Annotated in this window: 15 protein-coding genes and 3 pseudogenes; 11 read left to right on the forward strand and 7 right to left on the reverse strand. The window is 56.8% G+C overall.

From position 1 onward, the window contains the following. Positions 1-116: 116 nt before the first annotated feature. The 5 genes and pseudogenes from Q1K31_RS16340 to Q1K31_RS16360 all read right to left on the reverse strand — a co-directional run. Entirely contained in the window at positions 117-746 is a 630-nt protein-coding gene (locus tag Q1K31_RS16340) for an Hsp20/alpha crystallin family protein (protein ID WP_051602737.1), read from the reverse strand. Between the two features lie 689 nt (positions 747-1,435). Beyond that, the gene (locus Q1K31_RS16345) at positions 1,436-1,855 is read right to left on the reverse strand and encodes a hotdog fold thioesterase (protein ID WP_034766464.1); all 420 of its coding nucleotides are present in this window, start codon (positions 1,853-1,855) and stop codon (positions 1,436-1,438) included. Further along, entirely contained in the window at positions 1,852-2,721 is an 870-nt protein-coding gene (locus Q1K31_RS16350; RefSeq protein ID WP_034766463.1) for an alpha/beta hydrolase, read from the reverse strand. The genes Q1K31_RS16345 and Q1K31_RS16350 overlap by 4 nt, the downstream gene beginning before the upstream one ends. A gap of 785 nt (positions 2,722-3,506) precedes the next feature. Further along, positions 3,507-5,969: a TonB-dependent receptor gene (locus Q1K31_RS16355; protein ID WP_051602738.1), complete on the reverse strand. Its 2,463-nt coding sequence runs from the start codon at positions 5,967-5,969 to the stop codon at positions 3,507-3,509. A 256-nt stretch (positions 5,970-6,225) separates the two neighbouring features. Continuing rightward, positions 6,226-6,537, reverse strand: a pseudogene (locus tag Q1K31_RS16360) (integrase core domain-containing protein); the annotation flags it as partial. A 134-nt stretch (positions 6,538-6,671) separates the two neighbouring features. On the opposite strand from Q1K31_RS16360, the pseudogene Q1K31_RS16365 reads away from it, so the two are divergent. Both Q1K31_RS16365 and Q1K31_RS16370 read left to right on the forward strand, forming a co-directional pair. Beyond that, positions 6,672-7,944, forward strand: a pseudogene (locus Q1K31_RS16365) (IS110 family transposase). Positions 7,945-8,312: 368 nt separating this feature from the next. After that, positions 8,313-9,572 (forward strand): IS110 family transposase, encoded by a 1,260-nt coding sequence (locus Q1K31_RS16370; RefSeq protein WP_035551926.1) that lies wholly within the window; start codon positions 8,313-8,315, stop codon positions 9,570-9,572. 252 nt (positions 9,573-9,824) lie between these two features. On the opposite strand, the pseudogene Q1K31_RS16375 reads toward Q1K31_RS16370, so the two are convergent. Further along, positions 9,825-10,382: pseudogene (locus tag Q1K31_RS16375) on the reverse strand (IS3 family transposase); the annotation flags it as partial. A 12-nt stretch (positions 10,383-10,394) separates the two neighbouring features. Beyond that, positions 10,395-11,657, reverse strand: a complete 1,263-nt coding sequence (locus Q1K31_RS16380; RefSeq protein WP_035551931.1) for a cytochrome P450 — start codon at positions 11,655-11,657, stop codon at positions 10,395-10,397. A 179-nt stretch (positions 11,658-11,836) separates the two neighbouring features. On the opposite strand from Q1K31_RS16380, the gene Q1K31_RS16385 reads away from it, so the two are divergent. Genes Q1K31_RS16385 through Q1K31_RS16425 form a run of 9 tightly spaced genes read left to right on the forward strand, consistent with a single transcriptional unit; the run spans position 11,837 to position 22,067 of the window. Then, positions 11,837-12,577 (forward strand): FadR/GntR family transcriptional regulator, encoded by a 741-nt coding sequence (locus tag Q1K31_RS16385; RefSeq protein WP_034766458.1) that lies wholly within the window; start codon positions 11,837-11,839, stop codon positions 12,575-12,577. A gap of 43 nt (positions 12,578-12,620) precedes the next feature. Then, entirely contained in the window at positions 12,621-13,796 is a 1,176-nt protein-coding gene (locus tag Q1K31_RS16390; RefSeq protein WP_051599952.1) for a nitronate monooxygenase, read from the forward strand. Continuing rightward, a complete protein-coding gene (locus Q1K31_RS16395; RefSeq protein WP_034766457.1) occupies positions 13,793-14,983 on the forward strand; it encodes a transporter in 1,191 nt (396 codons plus the stop codon). The genes Q1K31_RS16390 and Q1K31_RS16395 overlap by 4 nt, the downstream gene beginning before the upstream one ends. After that, positions 14,980-15,441 (forward strand): Zn-ribbon domain-containing OB-fold protein, encoded by a 462-nt coding sequence (locus Q1K31_RS16400; RefSeq protein WP_081806136.1) that lies wholly within the window; start codon positions 14,980-14,982, stop codon positions 15,439-15,441. The genes Q1K31_RS16395 and Q1K31_RS16400 overlap by 4 nt, the downstream gene beginning before the upstream one ends. A gap of 7 nt (positions 15,442-15,448) precedes the next feature. Next, positions 15,449-16,699 (forward strand): acyl-CoA dehydrogenase family protein, encoded by a 1,251-nt coding sequence (locus Q1K31_RS16405; RefSeq protein WP_034766456.1) that lies wholly within the window; start codon positions 15,449-15,451, stop codon positions 16,697-16,699. After that, on the forward strand, positions 16,699-17,790 hold the full coding sequence (locus Q1K31_RS16410; protein ID WP_034766455.1) for an acyl-CoA dehydrogenase family protein: 1,092 nt from the start codon (positions 16,699-16,701) through the stop codon (positions 17,788-17,790). Before Q1K31_RS16405 ends, Q1K31_RS16410 begins: the two co-directional genes overlap by 1 nt. Positions 17,791-17,848: 58 nt before the next feature. After that, positions 17,849-19,459, forward strand: a complete 1,611-nt coding sequence (locus Q1K31_RS16415) for an acyl-CoA synthetase (protein WP_034766454.1) — start codon at positions 17,849-17,851, stop codon at positions 19,457-19,459. Further along, a complete protein-coding gene (locus Q1K31_RS16420; protein ID WP_034766453.1) occupies positions 19,459-21,096 on the forward strand; it encodes an NAD(P)/FAD-dependent oxidoreductase in 1,638 nt (545 codons plus the stop codon). The genes Q1K31_RS16415 and Q1K31_RS16420 overlap by 1 nt, the downstream gene beginning before the upstream one ends. After that, on the forward strand, positions 21,093-22,067 hold the full coding sequence (locus Q1K31_RS16425) for an alpha/beta hydrolase (protein ID WP_035551935.1): 975 nt from the start codon (positions 21,093-21,095) through the stop codon (positions 22,065-22,067). Before Q1K31_RS16420 ends, Q1K31_RS16425 begins: the two co-directional genes overlap by 4 nt. Positions 22,068-22,156: the final 89 nt, after the last annotated feature.

A 22,156-nucleotide genomic window follows, 5' to 3' on the forward strand; every position in this document is an offset into this window, starting at 1 on the left:
ATCATTACGCGAAAACTCCAGCCTCAAACGAGGGATTTTTCGGGGAGCAGGTCACAGGAAACAACAGAGTGCTCGCAGCGCCCTATCTCTCACTTATGTTTTTACGGTACACTGATTTATTCCGTTACCAGCCTCGCCGCCCTGAGCCCGCGCACAGCGTGCTCAAAAAATCGGGACGCTTCACAGGTTAAGGGCGTTGGATATGAAGCATCCCGGCACCAACCGCGGCAATGTGACTTGCCCAGCGATGCAAAGGCAGGACCCCGAGAGAGACTGGAAGCCCTCAACGCGCTGTCCTTTTTGAACTTGCCAGCTTGGGAATTTCGACATGCAGCGCGCCCTTGCGCTTGTTGGGCCTTGACCTTGCTGGTGTCAACACCGGACGGGAGCGCGATCGAGCGTTCGAATGTGCCAAACGATCTTTCGACAAGCCGGTAGCTCTTGGTCTTTTCGTCCCTCTCCGGTTTCTTTTCCCCGCGGATCGTCAGCCGGCTGTCGGTCACATTGACCTCGATATTCTTTTCATCCACCCTGGGAAGCTCGGCGGCGACTTCGATCAGACCATCACATTCCTTGACTTCCAGACGCGGCCAGACCTCCTGCATTCCGACCGGACGGCGGAAACCTGCGCCGCTGAAACTGTCGAAAAGACGGTCGATTTCACTCTGCAGGAATGAAAAAGGATCGCGCGCCGGGCAGCCATGTGTTTTTCCTTTAATGACTCCAAAGGCATTATTTGACCGCAAGCCCGCCGCCCTCTTGAGAATTCGCAACGGTTCCGGCCATGAGTTCACTTTTTGTCTGTATCACGCCGATCCGGCACAGTGGAGCGCTGCAGCGCGCCCGGCGTTGCAAGGAAGAGAAGAAGTGGGTGAACGCGTCTGAAATTCAGAACGGTGGAGAAATTCCAATACCCTATTCCTGTGAGGGACGCAACGTTTCTCCACCTCTTAGCCGGGGCGATGTGCCGGTGAACGTAAAGAGCTTCATTGTGCATTGTCAGGATCTAGCCCGGCGGTGCTCAATTGCCGGACGCTCTTTCTCATGACTTGCAAATGATCTACAGGCCGACCTCGCATGGTTCGCAATGGAAAAACGCCGAAAGATTCTGCCGACATCTCAAGAATTGCCATGGTGGTCAGGTCCAACTTGCCGCTGGATTTTAACGTCAGAGCCTGACCACCGAACCCAAGCGCGTCAATCGAAGCCGAGACTAACTCAAATACCAGGCCACTTTTACGGAGGCAGCCCCCACGCAATCAAATAGATGTCCCTCATGCCCCCAATTCCACGGAAACCGCTTCTACACAGACCACCCGCCCCGGCCTCATACGTAAAGCCGGTCGGCTCAGGGGCAACCTGACCTTCTGACTCTGGCCCCTACACCCCGAGACCAGAATTAAAATTACGCAATGCAAGAATATCATGCAAACCTTCATGCACGCCCCGGCATCAGGTAGGCGCCGCGCCCGCTCGAAAGCAGCGCTCCGCTGGCGTTCATGACAGAGGCTTCGGCGACGGAAAGAGTTGCACCCAGACGGACAATTCTTCCCATCATGCTTAGCGTTCCTGGCGTGGCAGGTTTGTGATAGTCAACTCGCAAGTCCGCCGTCGCAGCAGGCGTGTTCCCTGCGGCGAGCAGGGCATAAAATCCTGTGAGATCAATCAGCGCGGCAATGACACCGCCATGGGCAGATTGTATTCGCGGATTGGAAACCAGCTCCTCACGCCAGGGCATTTGCAGTATCAGCTTGTCCTTGTCTGTGCTGATCGCCTTCAGCCCAAGCCAGCGATGGAAGGGGGCCGCATCGAGTGCGGCCTGTATCTGATTAACATTGAGCATGGAGGTGCTCATGCAGGGGTCTGCTCTCGAATCGGACGAAGAAAGGACACGACTGCTTCGACAAATAAATCGTTGCAATCTCCTGCCACCATATGTCTGGCCCCAGCGACGTCAGTGAAATGTGCCCTCGGTGCCAAGGAACGAAACGCCGCGACGGAGTCTTCTGTAACCAGCTCGCTCATACGTCCACGGATGAGATGAAGCGGTACGCGGATGTTCCGAACCGCCTGCTCCAGCTCACTGGTGCGAGCAACCCCAGAGCGACGCGTGACGCCGGTGATAAAGGCAGGGTCCCAGTGCCATCGCCAACGCCCGTCTTCGCCTTGCCGCAGATTCTTACGCAGCCCTTCAAGGTCTTTCGGCCGGGGCCGATGCGGCAAATAGGTGGCAACCACATCAGCGGCCTGTTCCAACGAAGCAAAGCCTTCCTTAACATGCGCGCCCATAAAGCCGACAACTTTGGTGACGCCGGCGGCGTCCATGTTCGGCGTGATATCGACCAGAGTAACCGATTCAAACGCATCGCGCGCAAACATGCCTGCGGCAACTATGGCTGCAAGTCCTCCAAGCGAAGCACCGACTACATGCGGCCGCGGCCTTCCAACCGCGACGCTTTCACCAACCTCTACAAGGTCTCGAGCGATAGCTCCGAGAGAGTAATCACCGTCTGGAGCCCAGTCGCTTTCACCATGCCCGCGAAGATCTAAGATTATTGAGCGATATCCTTCAAATGCCACCGCCTTCGCGGCAGCGCTCCAAGCATGACGAGTTTGTCCTCCGCCATGGGCAAAAATGACCGGAGGGGCAGCGGGATCGCCAACCGAACTGTGCGCCAGCTTCAGCCCCTGCGCATGGAGATATCCATCACAATCGTACAAAAGATCCGTCCACTATAAACTCTTTTACTTATTCCTTTATTAAGTTACCTTACAATCATTGTAAATGGAGAAACCCGTCAAGTTGCCCACGCGGTCGCGCGCATCTGGCTTCATATGAGATCCCGCAATCGATTTCAGCTTCCTTTTTGGTGAAGTGAGCCGACTATCGCGCCGGGCGTACGATCAGGAAATGGAAGCTATCGCCCTCACGCGATCACGGTGGCAGGCGCCTGGTTAAATGATCAGACTGGAATGCCCCAGATCCAGCTTACCGAAGTGCACGATATTAAGCGTCCACATGTTGGGATACTGATCAATCAATTCGATTGATCGGGCCATGTCTCGCGTGAGCGAGATTACCGTGATCGTCGAGCGTGGCGAATTGTCCCAACCGGATTTGCGATCCAGCGCGCAAAGGAGTTTGTGCGATCCGCCGAGCGGCTTGCAGCTCAAGACTTTAACCCTGTTATTGATCCTAGTCCTGGCTTCAGCAGCGGTTTTACTTTCGACAGTTAGCGAGAATCTGAAGTCATGAACTCCTCATCAGCGAGGCTCTGATCCCATCCAGATGAAAGTTCGCTGGCAGGCCAACGCCCATCCTTATGGGCTTCCGGCCCGCGCCTCCTGTCTCTACAAAATCTCTGGAAATGGCTTGCGGAGCGCTACAATATTCAGCAACCACTCCGCAAGCAACAGCTGGAACTTCGCGCTTCCCTCCCCTATGAGATTGGCTCTTGCACCTTGGCTCCTCAAGTCAGGCTAAGCTGACATTGCCTCAAAGTGCTCTAAAACCGAACACGAGCGGTTGCGCCAAAGGTCAGGGGCGGTGACAAGAAAGCACCAACAGCTGTTCCCGGAGCTGTTTGCGTGGCAGCGGTACCTTGAAGCGGCGTATCGAAAGCAAGTTCGTAATAGTCCTCATCAAACAGGTTCTGCGCCCACAGTTCCAACTCGAAGGGAGAGTTGTCACTGTAGAATGACATTCTTGCATTTACCACAACCAGCTCTTCAACCTCCTTGAGCGGATCGAGGTTCGAACCTGTATTATACTTTGAAGTGAACCGGCTCGATACATTGAAGCGCGCATCCCAGTCGCTGATGAACGAGGTTTCATAGGTTGCGGCCAACGTACCCGACCAACGGGGCGCAAATGAAATTGTGCTTCCCGGCAAGCGCGGCGGCGCGAAAAAGTCTACCGCTTCGAAATCATCATACTGGGTTTCCGCATAGACAAGACCGCCCTGCAGTGTCAGCCCTTCAAGCTGTTCAGGCAGGTATCGGACATCGAACTCAGCACCCTTGGAAATCACACCGGGAACAGATGTCACGATGAAGCTCGTACCGGTAAACGTGTTGAGCTGAAAGTCGCTATACTCCTGATAGAAAATCGCGCCGTTGAAGAACAAGCTATTTGCCGCATTGTTGGTCTTAAAGCCGACCTCATACGCATCAACAGTTTCGGGATCAAATCTGGTATCCAGGTTGGGCTGAAATGGCGTGGGATCTGAGGGACCAAACTGGCTGCGATCAAGGTTGAAACCACCGGCCTTGTAACCGCGCGAATAGGACGCGTATGACATCAGATTCTCACTGACCCGATATGCCCCCTTTACTGTACCTGATAAATCCTCGTCAGAGCGATCCTGCGTGGCGCTCACACCCACAAAGTTGTCGTTTGTCCAAGGCAAGCAAAGCGTTGGTGTCAATCCACCTGTAGGGCCAAATACGGCCAAGGCTGTGGTACAGCTACCCGCTTCGCCATTAAAATTGGACTCCAGCGTCTTCTCATCAATCGTATAACGAAGACCGACCGTGAGGTCGAACTGATCGCTCAAGCTGAACGTATTGTTCGTGAAGATGGCGTATGTATCCGCAGTTTGTTCATAAACGTCTGCGGTTGCATTTGCCTCGCCCGTATAGATATTACCTGGCAGCGAAGACAGATCAAACGCACCACCACTCGCACCGAGCAGCAATTGCTGAAAGTAGAAAAAGTAATCATTGCCGTAAGTAATGAAATCTGTACGATCAAGAGTTTCATTCGCGTAAAACACACCCACCTGCCAGTCGACGTTATCGGTCGCGCCCGCGAGTCGTAACTCTTGGCTGAATGTGGCAAAAGCGTCCCTGGACGTTTCGTCATCTCGATACCAAAGATCGGCGGCACTAAAATCTGTATCCTGACCCGAGCCGTTTTCCCAATCGCGATAGGATGTGATTGACGTCAATTCACCGAGGCCGGACTGCCACTCGATATTCGCTGACACACCCCAGTCCTCGGTCGTCTGCGTGGCGTCGCGGTTCGCAAAGGCGACGCGGTCGAACGGATCGATCGGAAAAGCAGAGGCCCCGTCACCGCCAGCCAGCAGCGTGATCAGCGGGCCCCTGGCCGGGTCCACCGCGATATAGTCACCCATGCAACAATCTTCTTCCCGATCAGTATAGTCAGCAGAGAGAAGAATCTCGAGGTCGCTGGAGGGCTCAAAACGAAGCTGACCTCGAACGGAGTAGAAGTCATACTGACTCGTTTCGTCCTCGGTACGTGGACCGTTACCGGTCTTTACGTCCAAAAGACCGCCGCGCTCTTCGTATACTCCGAACAGGCGACCGCTCACCGTCTTAGAAAGCGGTCCGGTGACTTCTGCAGACGTGCGAAGGAAACCTTCGTTGCCGATCCCGACCTCGAAGATCGACTCTAACTCGTCAGACGGTTTCTTCGTGATGACATTTATGACGCCCGCAGAGGTCGACTTGCCAAACAAGGTTCCCTGCGGCCCCTTTAGTACTTCGATTCGCTCGATCTCGCCGAGATCGCCGAAGGAAACGCCGTTCCTGGCGCGCGGAACCCCGTCGATAACGACGCCTACTGAGCTTTCGAGACCGGGATTGTCACCAACCGTGCCAATGCCACGAATCCGCGCCGTAGTATTTGCTTGCTTTGACGAAGAAGTTACAAGCAGGCCCGGCGTCACGACCGTCAGGTCCTTGATATCCTGAACGCCAGCATCGCTGAGAAGCTCTCCGGACAAGGCGGTCACGACAATTGGCACATCCTGCAAGCTCTGCTCGCGCTTTTGCGCTGTAACTGTGATTGCACCCAATCGACGTGTGGCCTCCACATTTTCCGCCGCGGATGCAGCAGCACCTTGCTCGTCCACCTCAACTTGCGCATGAGCACCGGCGGCAAACAGCAAAACCGCCAAAGATACCGAAACAGTTGTCTTCGACACCGCGTTGAAATAATACACCTAGTTTCCTCCTTATGTTTATATAATACTGTATGATATGATACTTATCTGCAATGTGAATATTCTTTTTTCCCCCTGACAGAGATCGTCGACGGGTGATGCAAATTTGCAATAGAGGTTATGGCTTGTCCAATCGGACTGGCCCAACCGAAAAGTTAGTTCCGGCTTCAGCTGACACGCTTGGGATCGGTGGTCCGGCCCTGGGGTTAATATCCAGCGGCAATGACGTGCTTGGTCTGGTGGTCCGGCCTTGGCGTTAAAATCCAGTGGCGATTTTGACCTTGCCACCATGGCATAGGCTGGCGTTACGGGCAAACTCGTCGGGAGATTGCCCATTGTGAGCCATGTGAAGCCGGCTCTCATTGGAGTCGCGCCTCCACGCCTCGATCAGCCGCCTTGCCTCGGCCAAGGAGGCGAACCAGTTGATGTTGAGGCACTCGTCCCGGAGCGATCCATTGAAGCTTTCGACGAAGCCATTCTGCTGCGGCTTGCCGGGGCGCGAGAAGTCCATTCTGACCTTGTAATGATATGCCCAGAGGTCCACGATCTGGCCGGTAAATTCACTGCCATAGCACATTGGGAACCGATGTTCCGGAGGTCGTGACCGCCTGCTTGTTTCTCACATGCAGGCGGGCGGTCATGACCGAGCCTTCAGGTCTCTTACAGTGGTTTTGCCGACCACAACTGAAGAGGAGACCGGCCATGACCAAGACGCACCATAAGACAGGGCAACCCGTTCTGGTAGCGATTGATATCGCAAAGCATCGCAATGAAGTTCTGATCGCTGTCCCAGGGAGGCGACGCCGCAAACGCCTCACAGTTCGTAACGTGCGGGAAGATATCGACAGATTTGTCGAGACGCTCACCGCCTTTGGCGTGCCGGTTCAGGTCGGATTTGAGCCGACGGGCGACTACCATCGGCCGCTGGCGTGGCGGCTCCATCAGGCGGGGTTTGAGTTGAAGCTCATTTCTTCGCTGTCGCTGGCACGCACGCGCGAGGCGATGCACAACTCATGGGACAAGAACGATCCGAAGGATGCGCAGGTGATGCTGCATATGATGCAGACTGGGCTAACCCAGATCTGGCATGACCCGCTCGTGCACGGCGTGAACGACATTCAGGAGTTGTCGAAGACACATGCCGTCATATCGCAAACCAAGACGGAGTTCTGGCATCGTTTGAGAACACACTACTTGCCACTCTACTTTCCCGAGGCTGAGCGCTTCATGGGCAACTCGCGCAGCGATTGGTTTCTCGCCTTCCTCGAACAGTTCCCCACGCCGGGATCGATCACGTGCATGTCCGAAGATGCTTTTATCGAAGCGGCCTGGGGTGTTGTCGGCAAGAAGGCATCAATAGCTCGGTTGCTCGCTGATATATACGCCACAGCCGCTGATTCCATTGGCCTGCCGGTCGATCCGGAGACGCCAGCGATCCGCATGTTTTGTCTCGTTCTCGGTCAGGGAAGGCATCTGATTGCCCAACGTGATCAGATCGAACAGCAAGCCAGCGACCTGCTTGGAACACATCCGGACTTCGTACGCTTGAGGACCATCCCAGGCATCGGGCCGATCAACGCGCTCACCATCCTGGCTGAGGCCGGGGACCTGCGCCGCTTCGGGCATCACCGGCAGTTTCTTAAGTTTTGCGGATTCAACCTTTCGACTCAGCAGTCAGGCATATTCCGAGGACAGACCAAACTCTCCAAGTTTGGAAATGCCAGGCTGAGACGGACATTCTGGATGGCGGGACAGGTCGCCATTCGGCAGCGCGAGAACGGCTTCCGCGACAAGTATGAAAGATACATCGCCAGAGATCACAGCGATCCGCACCTGAAGCGCAAGGCACTCACTTCCGTTGCCGCAACGATCGCACGCACCGCACATTCGGTCATCAAGACCGAGACAGATTACCGCCCCTTCTTCGAAGGACGCGGTCCCAGGCGGAAGGACCCCGCTCTGCAAGTGCCGTTGAGGCATGCATCGTCACGACCTCGTAGATAATGTTCGGGTCTTCTGCCTGGGTATTCGGATCTCGTCTTAAGGACGGTGAGGGCCGCAATCCAGCGTACCCTGTATTTGCTATGGAAGAACTGATTCCTTGACGACAGAAGACGCCTGGGTGATTTTACGAACGAGCGGGACGCAGGTTCGCCGTCACGCATCAACGACCTGTTGGCTCATTCCAGCTTTCGTTCTTTTCATAGGACGTAGCACATTCGGAACCAAGGCAGGTCATGGCCGCCTGCGGCGCATTCCGCACGCAGGCAGGAGGCCATGACCGGGCCGCAGGACCTCTTACAGTGGTTATTCCAACCACCACCGAAGAGGAGCAGACCGGCCATGGCCAGGATTCATTCTATCGCACAGGATGCTGTGCTCGTCGCGATCGACATTTCCAAGAAGCGCAATGATGTTCTGATACAGATGCCTGGGTCGCCTCGACGGCGGCGTCTTGTTGTGCTCAACCAGCGCGCAGAGCACGACCGCTTTATTCAACGGCTGAAGGCTTTCGACCGTCCGGTTGTTACGGGGTTTGAGGCAACCGGTAATTATCATCGGGCACTGGCCTGGAGACTGGTCGATGCCGGCATCAAGACACGCCTGATCTCTTCCATGGCACTCGCTCGCCAGCGCGAAGCCATCCACAACGGATGGGACAAGAATGATCCGAAGGATGCCCAGGTTATCCTGCATATGCTGGCGACAGGTCTCAGCCAGGTCTATCTGGATCCCTTGGTCGCCGGCCTCGCAGATATCCAGGAGCTCTCGAAGACGCATGAGGCCGTGTCGAGAGCAAGGACGCAGACCATTCACCGGATCCTGACGCACTATCTGCCACTCTATTTTCCCGAGATCGAGAAGTTCCTGGGAAGCTCCAGGCGCGACTGGTTCTTCGCCCTGCTCGAGACGTTCCCGCCCCCGGCATCGATCACGGCCTTGTCTCCAGAAGCCTTCTCAGCCGCCGCCTGGGACATTGTTGGCAAGAAGGTTTCAAAGGCCAGGTTGATCGTGGACATCTGTGAAACCGCAAAAGAATCAATCGGGTTGCCGGTTCCGGTCGACAGCAGGGCCATCGCGATGTTCCGCATGGTTCTGGCGGAGGCGCGCAGCCTGAACCGCCAGCGCAATACGATCGAAGCGGAAGCTGAAGCCCTTCTGGGCGGAACCCCTGACTTCGAGGCCCTCAAGCAAATCCCCGGCATCGGCCCGATCATCGCCCTGACCATTCTCGCTGAAGCCGGCGACCTGCGCCGGTTTGGTCATCATCGCCAGTTCCTGAAATTCTGCGGCCTGGACCTCTCAACGCATCAGTCCGGCACTTTCCGGGGACAGACGAAACTGTCGAAATACGGCAACGCACGGCTTCGCCGGGCGCTCTGGATGGCCGGCCTGGTCGCGATCCGCCAGAAGGAGAACAATTTCAGGGATAAATATACGCGCTATATCGCCAGGGATCCGGACAATCCCGATCTCCGGCGCAAAGCGCTCACTGCGGTTACCGCCAAGATGGCGCGCACAGCGCATGCCATCATCAAGAGCGGAAAAGCTTACCGCCCCTTCTACGAAGGGGCGGTACCGGGCGGGAGAATCTCTCTCTGATGCGCGCCGTTGAGGCGCCAGTCTATCGGCGACCTCGTAGATAATGTTCGGATCTTCCGCTCGGATCGGCATCCCGTGTTAAGGACGGTAAGGACCAGCGAACCTCACTCGCATGGATCCTGTGTTTGCTATGGCTGCGAGCTCTTCCAGTGCGGCGGAAGCCCACCCGGTAATTGACTTCAAGACCCGTATCTGGAAACTACGGGACGAGGCTTTGCGCCCGAAACCTGCCAAAAGTTCAGAATGTAGGACGTTGTCCGAACGTATGTACCCAGGCGGTCCATGCACGACGAACAGATCGCCCAGCGTGTCGAGGACATCGCGGGAGTTCAGCTTGCGCTCGACGCGGATGGTGAGGCATTCGCGAGTGAACTCATCAATGACGCACAGCATGCGGAAGACCTTCCCATCATGCGTGCGATCCTGGACGAAATCATAGGATCAGACATGCCCCTTGTGCATTGGTCTGATCCGAATGCAGGAGCCGTCACTCAACCAGAGACGGCCACGTTTCGGTTGTTTCATCGGGACCTTCAGCCCTTCACGCCGCCAGATGTGATAGACGCGCTTCTCGCTCACATGCCAGCCACCCCGTCTCAGCAGGGCCGTAATGCGACGATAGCCATACCGGCCGAACCATTCAGCCAGGGTGATGATGGCCGCTGTCAGCACATCCTCATCCTGACGCGGCACGCGCGGCTTGCGCTGGGTGGAACGATGCTGGCCGATTACGCGGCAAGCCCGACGCTCGGTTGCGCCGAATGTCTCCACCACATGATCGACCGCTTCGCGCTTGCGTGAAAGGCTCAGTGGTGTCCCCAGTCAGCGAGCGTGGAGCCGCACAGGCAGTTTCGTGATGCCTCGCACAAGGTTCGAAAACAGACGCTCGGGCTCGCCGGTCACTTCGACCTTCGCGAAACGCTTTTGGATCTCTTCCCAGATAATCCTAAGTTGCAGTTCTGCAAGCCTGTTGCCCATGCAGCGATGGATGCCATAGCCAAAGGACAGGTGATGACGTGGGTTCTTTCGGTCGATTATGAACTGGTCAGCATTCTCGATGACAGACTCATCCCGGTTGCCCGACAGATACCACATCACCACTTTATCACCTTTTTTGATCAGCTTACCGCCAATCTCGTAATCCTGGAGCGCAGTCCGGCGCATATGGGTCAGCGGAGTCTGCCAGCGGATAATCTCTGGCACCATGCTGGTGATCAGCGACGGATCCTCATTCAGCTTGCGATATTCTTCAGGGTTCTGATTAAGGGCGAGCACGCCGCCGCTGATCGAGTTCCGCGTAGTGTCGTTGCCGCCCACAATAAGCAGCAGCAAGTTGCCCAGAAACTCTAGGAAGGGCATGTCCCGCGTCGCCGGAGAATGCGCCATCATGGATATGAGGTCGTTCTTGGGGTCTTGGTTAATACGCTGATCCCAGAGCCCTTTGAAATACATCGCGCATTCAATCAGTTCTTTGCGCCTTGCCTCATAAGATTCGACGATACCGGTTTCAGGCGCGGCCGTTGCGATGTCGGACCAGCGAGTGAGTTTGCGCCGCTCTTCCCAAGGGAAGTCGAACAAGGTCGCAAGGGTCATTGTGGTCAACTCGACCGAGACTTTATTAACCCAGTCGATTTCCTCACCAACCGGCAGATCATCAAGTATCTTGCACGCACGCTCACGGATTGTCGGCTCGAGCAACTGCAAGTTTGACGGCGCGACTGCGGAGTTAACGGCCTTGCGTTGCTGATCGTGCTTGGGCGGATCCATGGCGATGAACATTTCAAGCTCAAGCGCACCTTCCCCCGCATGCATGTCCTGAATGGCAATTCCGCCGAGCTTCGCTTCCGACGAGAAGACTTTGTGATTGGTGTCAACGGCCATGATGTCGTCGAACTTGGTAACCGACCAGTATGGCCCGACTTTGCTCTCAGGACAGTAGTGGACTGGATCCTCTCTGCGCAATCGGTCGAAAAACAGGCCAATTGTATCTTTCTGAAAAAGGCTCGGCCGTGAAACATCGATTTGCTCGATCGGAATGGTCGCGATTTTTTCGGCCGTGTTCAGCTCAATTGTTTCTATACTCATGTTCTATCCTTCAGTCCGTACGCGAAAATAGCGCGCCACCTTCTGGCAAATTAGCGGCCCCGCAACATGCCACTTTTAAATATTATCATACATACTTGACGATTAGTTACAACCATGGAAGCTAAACGCTTGATTTGGCCGTTCATCAGATTAATTATGATAATATATTAGGTTCAAAGATGCAGCCCAGGGCCTATAACGCAAAGAAGGCAAAGCGTGCACTTTCGCTCGCACAAGACATCGTTCGCGACATTGAAGCTGGTGCACGCGTTGCGGGAGACCGGTTGCCACGCGAAGAAGAAATGCTCGCGCGGTACGAAGTCGCCAGAGCAACCTTGCGTGAAGCGCTCCGCTTCCTGGAGCTTCAGGGCGTAATCCACCTTCAATTGGGCCGTGGCGGGGGCCCGGTGGTTGCGCGCCCGCAGTCCGGTGATTTCGCAAATAGTCTTTCTCTCATCCTGCAATTCATGGAAGCAGACCTGAGGGGTCTGCTCGAACTGCGTGAAGCCATAGCGCCGGATGTTGCAGCCTATGCCGCCCAGCGCGCGACCACAGGCGACCTCAGCGCACTCGCCGATTGCCTTAAAGAGCTTGAGCGGAATGAGGCGGGAAGCCAGTTCGAGGAACTTAACCGTCGGTTTCACGACCTGCTCGGTTGGGCCAGCGGCAATCCGCTTTTCGGCCTTCTGACCTCCACCTTGCATTTACTGACCCGCGAATTTTCGCGCTCGCTCGGCTATTCCGCCCAGGAGCGCGCAGTCCAGTTGCGAATCCTGCGCCGCGTTCTGGAAGCGGTACGCACAGGTGATGCCCAGGAAGCGCGGCAGGCCATGGCCCGCCTTGTGTCAGGTTCGGCAAATTATTTAGCTGAACGAAGTCCTGATCTGGTTTCTCAAAAAGTGAGGTGGGGACAAATTTAGAAGACTTGCGAACCGCAATGTCTAAGACGGGAGAATAAATAACATGCCGCTACAAACGCGCATATGCGAAATTCTCGAGATCGAATATCCGATCTTTCTGGCCGGAATGGGCGGGGCAAGTGTCCCCGCGCTCGCGGCCGCGGTATCGAATGCAGGGGGGCTAGGCGTCCTCGGCGCCGCGGCGTGCTCGCCGGACCAGTTACGTAGCTGGATCCGTCAGACCCGCGAGATGACCGACAAGCCGTTCGGGGTGGATACGCTTCTGCCGGCCTCGGTCCGGCGGGGGTCGGCGCCGCAATCCGGTAACGCGCCCGCCAACCCGATGGCAAAAATCGACGAATACAAGGAGTTTACCCGCGATTTCATGGCGCGGGAGAACCTTCCCGAAGTCGATGCTGCAGCAGCGATGCGCGCCGCAGGTTCGCCGGATATGGGCAAGAGCCAGCTCCAGCTATTCTCGAGAGAATTCTTCGAGGCGCAGATGGAGGTGGTGATTGAGGAAAAGGTGCCGGTCTATGCCGCGGGCCTCGGCAATCCCGCGCCCTGGATCGACCGTCTTCACGCCAACGGCACCAAGGTCATGGCGGTGATCGGCAAGGTCAAGCATGCCGAGCAGGTGGTCGATTCCGGTATCGACATGATCGTCGCCCAAGGTCACGACGGCGGCGGCCACAATTCACCTATCGGAACCATGTCGCTTATCCCGCAAGTCGTGGATGCGGTCGGTGATCGGGTGCCCGTGATCGGTGCAGGTGGTATTTCAGATGGGCGCGGTGTCGCGGCGTCGCTGATGTTGGGGGCAGAAGGCGCGTGGATCGGCACCGCATTCCTCGCAACGGACGAAGCAGGCATCGAGCATTTTCAGAAGGAAGCAATCACCGAAAGCGGTGACGCGGATACCGTCGTAAGCCGCTCGTTAACCGGCAAGCCTGCCCGCATGATCCGTAACAAATGGGCCGATGCGTGGGTTGCTGCGGGCAAGGAACCACTGCCCATGCCTTTCCAGTCGATAATTTCAGGTCCGGTTATGGCTTCAGGCCTCAAGGCTGAGCGCAAGGATATCATGCCTGGCTTTGCTGGCCAGGGAATTGGCCTCATCCATTCGATCCGGCCCGCAGCCGAGGTGATGCGTGAACTTGTCGAAGGTGCGGAAGTCGCACTCTCCCGCTCGTTTGTCGGAGACATGCAGTCCAGCCAACAGGACAAGCATCAAAAATGAGCGCCACATCCACCTTCAATTTCAGTGACAGGTCCGCAATCACGGGCGTCGGTGAAACGGCATTCATCAAGGGCGCCGAAAATACCGCGGTCGACATGATGCTCGAAGCTTCCCGCAAGGCGATCGCTGATGCCGGGCTGAAGCCATCCGACATCGACGGCATGGTTCCGCCGCCGATCTACACGACATCGGAAGAAATGGCCGCCAATCTGGGTATCGACGTATTGCGCTATGCGGCTACCGTTCACATGGGCGGAGCCAGCCCGACGACAGCGCTCCAGAACGCGGCGATGGCGATCGCCAGCGGACTTTGTGACCACGTTCTCGTAACGCTGGGCTGGAATGGCTATTCCGCACTCAGGCCCAAGGCCGGTGCCCCGCCTACCCGGCCGATGAACATGAACACTCTGACCAACACCATTCAGGGCTATTACATTCCTTATGGCGTGTTCCTGCCGGTGCAGATGTATGCCTGGCTCGCCATGCGACATTCCAAGCTCCACAGTGTCGGGCCGGACGCGATGGCCGCTGTGGCACTCGCATGTAACCGTCACGCGCAGCTAAATCCGAGAGCCTTCAATTATGGCCGTACATTCGATCTCGAGGCATATCACTCGGCGCGCTGGATATCCGAGCCTTTCCGGCTCTACGATTGCTGCCTGGAAACCGATGGTGCCTGTGCGGTCGTTGTCTCGCGCATGGAACGGGCCAAGGACATGCGGCACGTGCCGGTAAGCATCGCAGGCGCGGCTGAGGGCCACCCCTATCCCGCCGACGACATCCCCTCGCGCCCCGACCCTTTCAAGATCGGCCTCAGCTATGCCGCCCCGCGCGCATTCGAGATGGCAGGCGTCACCCGCGAGGATATGGATTTTCTGCAAATCTACGACTGCTTCTCTTATATCGTGCTGTTGCAGCTTGAAGCGCTCGGTTACTGCGAACCCGGCGGTCAGAGCGAATTCGTCGCTGATGGCCAGATCGAGCTGGGTGGACGCTATCCCATCAACACCCATGGCGGCTTGCTGAGCGAAGCGCATGTCTGGGGCCTCAACCATGTTGTTGAGGCGGTCCGCCAGCTGCGCCACGATTGCGGCGAGCGTCAGGTCGCAGATGCCCAGACCGGCCTCGTGACCGGCTGGGGCGACCTTGGCGACGGGAGTATCGCAATCCTCAGGAGGTTTACGTGAGCGACAAGAACGAACTGCCGCCTAAAATGCGCTTCAAGGCGCAGAAGGCTCCGCCCAAGCCGAAACCGCGCCCGCAGGATCCTATCGAACAGGAATTCTGGAATCGGTGCCAGGATGGCCATCTCTATTTCCAGCGTTGCAGCGATTGCGGCACCCTCCGCCACCTGCCTCGTTATATGTGCGCGAAGTGTGGCTCACCGGAATTTTCGTGGGAGCGCAGCACTGGCAAGGGTACGCTTTTTTCCTGGACCATCACCCACCAGGCCCTGCACCCGGCATTTGCCGCCGACATTCCCTTCGTGGCTGCGGTGGTTGAACTCGAAGAGGGTGTACGCATGGCCACTCGTCTGATCGATTGTGACCATGATAGCCTCAGGCTCGACCTTCCTGTAGAATTGACATTCGAAACAATCGGGGACGACTTCCGTCTGCCCGTTTTCCGTCCCTGCGAGGAATAGAAGCGATATGGATCTCGATTACGGCCCCGAATACGACACATTCCGTCAACAGGTGCGCGATTTCATCGAAGCGCATAGCCACCTTGCGCCGCCGTGTGCGACTCGGGCAGCCCGCCCTTCACCCGAAGCCGTCAAATGGCAGAAGCTGCTGATCGAAAACGGGTACACTGCCCGCACGATCCCGGCGGAGTATGGCGGCTACGGCGCGGAACCCGACATCCTCAAATCGCGCATCATCTCCGAGGAGTTTTCACGGGCCGGGGTGCCGGGCGGGCTCACGAACCAGGGCATCTCGATGCTCGTCCCGACTTTGCTGGAACTCGGCACCGAGGAGCAGAAGCAACGCTGGATCGAACCCACGCTGAAAGGCGAGATCGTATGGTGCCAGGGCTATTCTGAACCCGGTGCCGGATCGGACCTGGCCAGCCTCAAGACCAGGGCGCGAGTCGAAGACGGCAATTTCGTCATCAATGGCCAGAAAATCTGGACCAGCACGGCGAAGCAGGCCGACATGATCTTCTGCCTCGTAAGGACCGAGCCCGACGCACCAAAACACCGCGGTATTTCCTACCTGATCTTCTCGATGGACACACCGGGTATCGAGGTTCGTCCTTTGAAGACGATGACAGGCCACGCCGAATTCAATGAGACATTCTTCACCAATGTCCGCGTTCCGGTGGACCAGATTGTAGGGGCGCGGGGCCAGGGCTGGCTCGTGGCGAATGCAACCCTCGGCCATGAGCGCGGAATGCTGGGTGATCCCGGCGCGCTCGAAAACCGGCTACAGGCACTGATCGCCCTGATGCAGGAAGAGCGTATCGGACAGGCCCGCGCAATCGACAATCCGGTTCTGCGAGATCGGCTGTTGGCGCTCCAGGCCGAGGTGTCAGCGATGAAATGCAATGGGATGCGTATCCTTTCGAACAGCCTCAAGGGTGAGTCAGGCGGCATGGCGAAGCTAATCGTCAAGCTGCAAAGCTGTGAGATTGCCCACCAGATTTCAGCACTGGCGATCGACGCCATGGGTGAGATAGGCACGCTTTACCATGGCAGCCCGCGAGAGCGCGAAGGAGGCGCGTGGCAATGGAACTACATGTTCCAGCTCGGTCTCATAATAGGCGGCGGCACCGCGCAGATTCAGAAAAACATCATCGCCGAACGTGGCCTCGAAATGCCGCGCGAACCGAAGCTCGCAAAGGTTTCGGATGCGGCGAAAGCAACCGCAGACATAGAGCGTCACAAACAGGGATCAGCCTAATGGATTTCGGATTATCTCAGGACCAGCAGATGTTACGTGATGCGGTTGCCCGTTGTCTTGCGGACACCTGCCCGCTCGATCATGTCCGCGAATGCGCCGAACTGGACAATCCACTCAGCGACAAAGTGCTCGGCGCCGTTCAGGACTTGGGAATTCCCGGAATGCTGGTACCTGAAGAGCATGGCGGCCTCGGTATGACCCTTCTCGACGCTGCCATAGTTGCCGAACAGCTCGCCTATATGGTCGCGCCAGTGCCTTTTCTCGCCAGTCATGTACTTGCGCCTATCGCGCTGAGCGAGGCTGGTAGCGAAGAACAAAAAGCACAATGGCTACCGAAGATCGCGAACGGCGAGGCGCGTATCGCTGTCGCGATTTCCGAGACGGTCGAGGCGCGCGACGGGGCGGGCGTTTCCTCTGCTGATGGGAAGCTCAGCGGAACCGCCCTGTTCTGCCTGGATTTCGAGGGAGCTGACGCTTACATCGTAGCCGACGCTGGCGGCCGGCTGCACCTCGTTACAGCCGATGCCCTCAAACTGGAGACGATCCGGCTGACGACCATTGATCGCACCCGCAGTGTCGGGGAATTGCGTTTCGAACAGACAGAGGCAGAACCGCTTATTGACGATAACGGCGCGACAACGGCCCGGTTGCGCGATGCGGGCCGTGTGATCTTAGCTGCTGACAGCCTTGGCGCAGGCCAGGCCATGATCGAAAAGGCTGTCGATTATTCTGGCCAGCGCGAGCAGTTTGGCCGGCTCATCGGCAGTTTCCAGGCCGTCAAGCACATGTGCGCGGAGATGGCCGCACGTCATGAGCCATGCCGCTCGCTTGTCTGGTATGCGGCCCACGCCTTCGATTCGATACCGGAGGATGCATCCATTTTCGCCTGCCATGCCAAATCACACACAGGCGAAGTCCATCGCTTTGTCGCCCGCACCTCCACCGAAGTGCATGGCGGAATGGGATTTACGGACCTGATGGGTCTTCATTACTGGTTCAAACGTATTGGCTTCGACCGGCAAGCGCTTGGAGGCCCCGAAACGGTGCGGGCCGAATTGGCAGCCCTACAGGGTTGGATAAAAGCCCCGTAATACACTCATTGTATACGGCTGCGAGATTTGCGGCCCAGTCTTGAAGGAATCAAGCAACATGATCGAATGGAATCTCGGCGACATTCTCGACGCAATCGAGCCCGCCATGCCTCAAGACGCTCCGGCCTTGATACACGGCGACCGGATCATCACTTGGCCCGAAATGTCCGCGCGCTCGAACAATGTCGCGCGCGCGTTGCGACAACGCGGAGCTAGCGACGGCGCCAAGGTGGCTTTCTACATGCGCAACCGCCCTGAATATGGTGAGCTGATGGCGGCCTGCTTTAAGGGGCGGTTGACTCATGTGAACATCAATTACCGCTATCGCCCCGAAGAAGTTTTTTACATTTTTGATGATTCTGACAGCGAGGTGATTATTTATAGTTCGGAGTTCCGTGACTGTATCGTCGAACTCAAGGACCGGCTCGGAAAGGTTCACACCTTCGTTGAAATTGGCGATGCTTCGCAAATCGCACCTTTTGCGATCCCTTATGAAATTCTCGCGCAGGAAGGTGATGGATCAGCGCTCGGCATCACGCGCTCGCCTGACGATTTGCTCTTCATTTATACCGGCGGCACGACAGGGATGCCCAAGGGCGTGATGTGGCGTCACGACGATATGCGCAAGGCGCAACTGGACGCCCAGAAGCTGCTCGGCCCCGTTCCGCAAACAGTCGAGGAAAACGTCGCCCTAATCACCAGTCAAGGGCCGGGCAGACGTACACTTCCCTCCTGCCCGTTAATGCACGGGACAGGCTTCATCACTGCGATCGGCACGCTCATGTCGGGCGGTGCCATCGTGACTCTGTCGGACCCATCTTTCGATGCGCTTGAATTGTGGGAGACGGTTGATACGCACAAGGTGGAAAGCATTTCAATTGTGGGCGACGCTTTTGCCAAACCGATGTTGCAGGCGCTGGACGATAATCCCGGTCGCTGGGACACAAACAGCCTTGTCTCCATTGTTTCATCCGGCGTGATGTGGAGCAAGGAGGTCAAGGCTGGCCTGTGCAAGCATATCCCCCAAGCGGTGCTGATGGACAGCTTTGGCGCTTCCGAAGGGCTCGGCTTCGGCCTCTCCGTCACAACCGCAGATGGGGGTACGAACACCGCGAAATTCGGGATCGGTGAATTCTGCGATGTCTTCGATGAATACGACCAGAAAGTAACGCCGGGCAGCGGCGTACCGGGATATATCGCTCGCAAGGGCGCAATCCCGGCGGGTTATTACAAGGATCCCGAAAAGTCCGCCAAGACCTTCCGCACTATCGACGGGGTGCGCTATTCGATTCCAGGCGACTGGTGCACGGTCGAAGCCGATGGCAGCCTGACCCTGCTGGGCCGTGGCAGCGTGTGCATCAACACGGCTGGTGAAAAGGTCTATCCGGAAGAAGTCGAGGAAGTCCTCAAGACCCATCCCGCCATCGCTGACGCGCTGGTCGTGGGCGTGCCGAGTGAAAAATGGGGCCAGGCCGTCATCGCCGTCGTGCACCTGAGTGGCGACGCTGCATTCGACGAGCAAGGCGTCAAAGACCATGTTCGTCAGCAATTGGCCGGCTACAAAACGCCAAAGGCCATCCATCCAACGGAAACAGCCCTGCGCGCATCCAACGGCAAGGCCGACTATGCAACAGCGAAAGCAATCGCCGAGCGTTTGACGGTCGCGTGATGAGCAAGCGGGCTTCTCCTGATTACGACGCCCTAATCGTCGGTGCCGGCTTCAGCGGCATCTACCTGTTACACAAGTTACGTAACGCCGGGTTCAACGTGTTGCTGGTGGATGCTGCGGCCGAGCCGGGCGGTATCTGGTATTGGAATTGCTATCCGGGCGCACGAGTGGATTCGCAGGTGCCGATCTACGAGTACTCAATACCTGAAGTGTGGAAATCATGGACCTGGAGCGAACGATTTCCCGGATGGAAAGAGCTAAGAGCGTATTTCCATCATGTTTGTAATACACTCAAGCTGTGGCCCATGATGCGCATGGGGTCACGGGTCACAGGCGCGAACTATGAGCAAGCGGCGCAGCAATGGCGCCTGCAACTCAACGGAGAGGAAACTGTTACGACACGGTTCCTCTTGCCCGCTATTGGTTTCGCATCAAAGCCGCATATCCCTGATTTTCCCGGCATTGAGGATTTCGAAGGCGAATGGTTTCACACGGCGCGCTGGCCACAACAGGGGGGCGATCTCAGCGGACGCAAGATTGCCTTGATCGGCACCGGGGCAAGCGGTGTGCAAGTCGCGCAGGAAGCCGCGAAGTCCGCATCGAAGCTGACCCTATTTCAAAGAACACCAATCCTGGCGCTGCCCATGCGGCAGCAAAAGCTATCAAAGGAAGATCAAGAACGCGACAAGCAGGATTATGCTGCTATCTTCGAAACGCGCAAGCAGACCAGCGGAGGGTTCGAATCTCAATCGCTGGACGTTTCGGCGCTCGAAGTTGACGAGAAAGAGCGCACCGCACACTTCGAATATCTGTGGCAGAAAGGCGGCCTCAGGTTCTGGTATCACAATTTCGCCGACCTGCTGATCAATCGCGAAGCGAACCGCTACGCCTATGATTTCTGGCGAAACAAGGTTTGCGACAGGATCTCCGATCCCAATCTTGTTGAACAGCTCGCGCCTTCCGAACCACCCCATCCATTCGGCACGAAGAGACCTTCGCTCGAGCAGTGTTATTACGAGATTTTCGCGCAGGATAATGTCGATCTGGTCGATCTGAAGGCAACCCCCATCACCCAGATCAAACCGCACGCGATAGAGACCGCTGACGGCGAGGTGGAATGCGACCTCATCGTTTACGCCACCGGCTTCGATGCCGGGCGCGGCGGCATGGTCGATATGAACATCACGGGGACGAACGGCCTGTCTGTTTCACAAGCTTGGGAAGACGGGTTACGCGCCTATCTCGGCATGGCGATAGCAGACTTTCCAAACATGCTGTTTGCATACGGTCCACTTAGCCCGTCAGGTTTCTCGAACGGCCCGACCAGCGCAGAGATACAGGGTGACTGGATCTGTGACTTTCTCGTCTGGATGCGGGACAATGACAGTAATCAATTCGAAGCCTGTGCGACCGCAGAAGCTGACTGGACCAAAATGGTTGCCCAGGCCGGCGCCATGACACTGTTTCCAGAAGCGAATTCCTGGTACATGGGCGCAAATATCCCTGGCAGGAAGCGTCAGCTGATCAACTTTCCAAGCGTGTCTGGATACGTCGCACTCTGCGAAGAAGTAGCGAACGAGGGGTATCGCGGCTTCATGATCGACAAACCCACCAGCAACGAACAGATGATGGAATGAGTATGTTAACCAAAGTGACAGTTTTTCCCGACGATATCAGCCCCGTCTGGGCTGGAGATGGTTCGCATCTGCCGGAATGGTTTGTGTCGGCCCTGAAAGTGCCGCGCGAGGAAGGTTATGTGGAGATCGACAATGCTAAAGTGCATTACTTTCGCTGGGGCGACCGCAGCAAGCCGAAAGTGCTTATGACACATGGCTTTCTCTCCCACGCGCGCTGCTTTGCCTTCATCGCCCCATTCCTCGCCGAAGACTATGACGTTGTCGCGTTCGATCTCGCCGGCATGGGCGACTCGGAGATGCGTGGGCAGGCCGATCCAGAAGCGAGAGGGCGCGAATTTGTTGAGATTGCCGAGGCGCTCAATCTGTTTGCAGATGGCCACAAACCCACCATCGTCGCGCACAGTTTCGGTTCCGGCGCAGCGCTCACTGCCGTGACGCAATCGCCCGATCACTTCTCCGGCCTCGTAATTTGTGATCTCATGGTCATGCGCGCCGAGCTCCTGGAGCAATACTGGAACCAACGCCGTTCCAGCCCGGGGTCAGGTGATCCTGACAAGCCCAAGCGGTCCTACGCGAGCTATGAAGAGGCGCGCAAAAGATACGTCCTTTCCCCGCCCCAGCCGGTTGGCGAGCCTTTCCTCCTAGATTACATGGCCTATCATTCTATGCGGCGCGACGGAGACAACTGGACATGGAAATTCTCACCCGAGGTATTCCGGCGAAGCAATAAGTCAGAGGAATGGCTCACTATCGGCCAGCGACTCGTGAATGCGCCGGGTCGCAAGACCATCGTTCATGGTGCCAAGAGTCAGCTCTTTACCAAGGATTCGGCTGACTACATCCGTGAGCTAGGGGGCGGTGACATCCCAATTATCGCCGTACCTGAGGCGCGCCACCATTTGATGCTCGATCAGCCATTGGCATTCGTGACCGCACTCCTGAGTATTCTGCACCTCTGGGAGAATAAGTAGACCAGCCCCTCATGCCGCTGAACCAAGCTTCGAAGTGACCTGCTCCCCGAAAAATCCCTCGTTTGAGGCTGGAGTTTTCGCGTAATGAT

It is taken from the genome of Henriciella sp. (assembly GCF_029936995.1).
Taxonomy (GTDB): domain Bacteria; phylum Pseudomonadota; class Alphaproteobacteria; order Caulobacterales; family Hyphomonadaceae; genus Henriciella.

What these genes read in the sequence shown, in the direction of transcription:
- Q1K31_RS16415 (WP_034766454.1), top strand. Translation starts at nt 17,849, where the DNA reads ATGATCGAATGGAATCTCGGCGACATTCTCGACGCAATCGAGCCCGCC.
- Q1K31_RS16420 (WP_034766453.1), top strand. Translation starts at nt 19,459, where the DNA reads ATGAGCAAGCGGGCTTCTCCTGATTACGACGCCCTAATCGTCGGTGCC.
- Q1K31_RS16380 (WP_035551931.1), bottom strand. Translation starts at nt 11,657, where the DNA reads ATGAGTATAGAAACAATTGAGCTGAACACGGCCGAAAAAATCGCGACC.
- Q1K31_RS16395 (WP_034766457.1), top strand. Translation starts at nt 13,793, where the DNA reads ATGAGCGCCACATCCACCTTCAATTTCAGTGACAGGTCCGCAATCACG.
- Q1K31_RS16385 (WP_034766458.1), top strand. Translation starts at nt 11,837, where the DNA reads ATGCAGCCCAGGGCCTATAACGCAAAGAAGGCAAAGCGTGCACTTTCG.
- Q1K31_RS16390 (WP_051599952.1), top strand. Translation starts at nt 12,621, where the DNA reads ATGCCGCTACAAACGCGCATATGCGAAATTCTCGAGATCGAATATCCG.
- Q1K31_RS16405 (WP_034766456.1), top strand. Translation starts at nt 15,449, where the DNA reads ATGGATCTCGATTACGGCCCCGAATACGACACATTCCGTCAACAGGTG.
- Q1K31_RS16370 (WP_035551926.1), top strand. Translation starts at nt 8,313, where the DNA reads ATGGCCAGGATTCATTCTATCGCACAGGATGCTGTGCTCGTCGCGATC.
- Q1K31_RS16345 (WP_034766464.1), bottom strand. Translation starts at nt 1,855, where the DNA reads ATGAGCACCTCCATGCTCAATGTTAATCAGATACAGGCCGCACTCGAT.
- Q1K31_RS16410 (WP_034766455.1), top strand. Translation starts at nt 16,699, where the DNA reads ATGGATTTCGGATTATCTCAGGACCAGCAGATGTTACGTGATGCGGTT.
- Q1K31_RS16425 (WP_035551935.1), top strand. Translation starts at nt 21,093, where the DNA reads ATGAGTATGTTAACCAAAGTGACAGTTTTTCCCGACGATATCAGCCCC.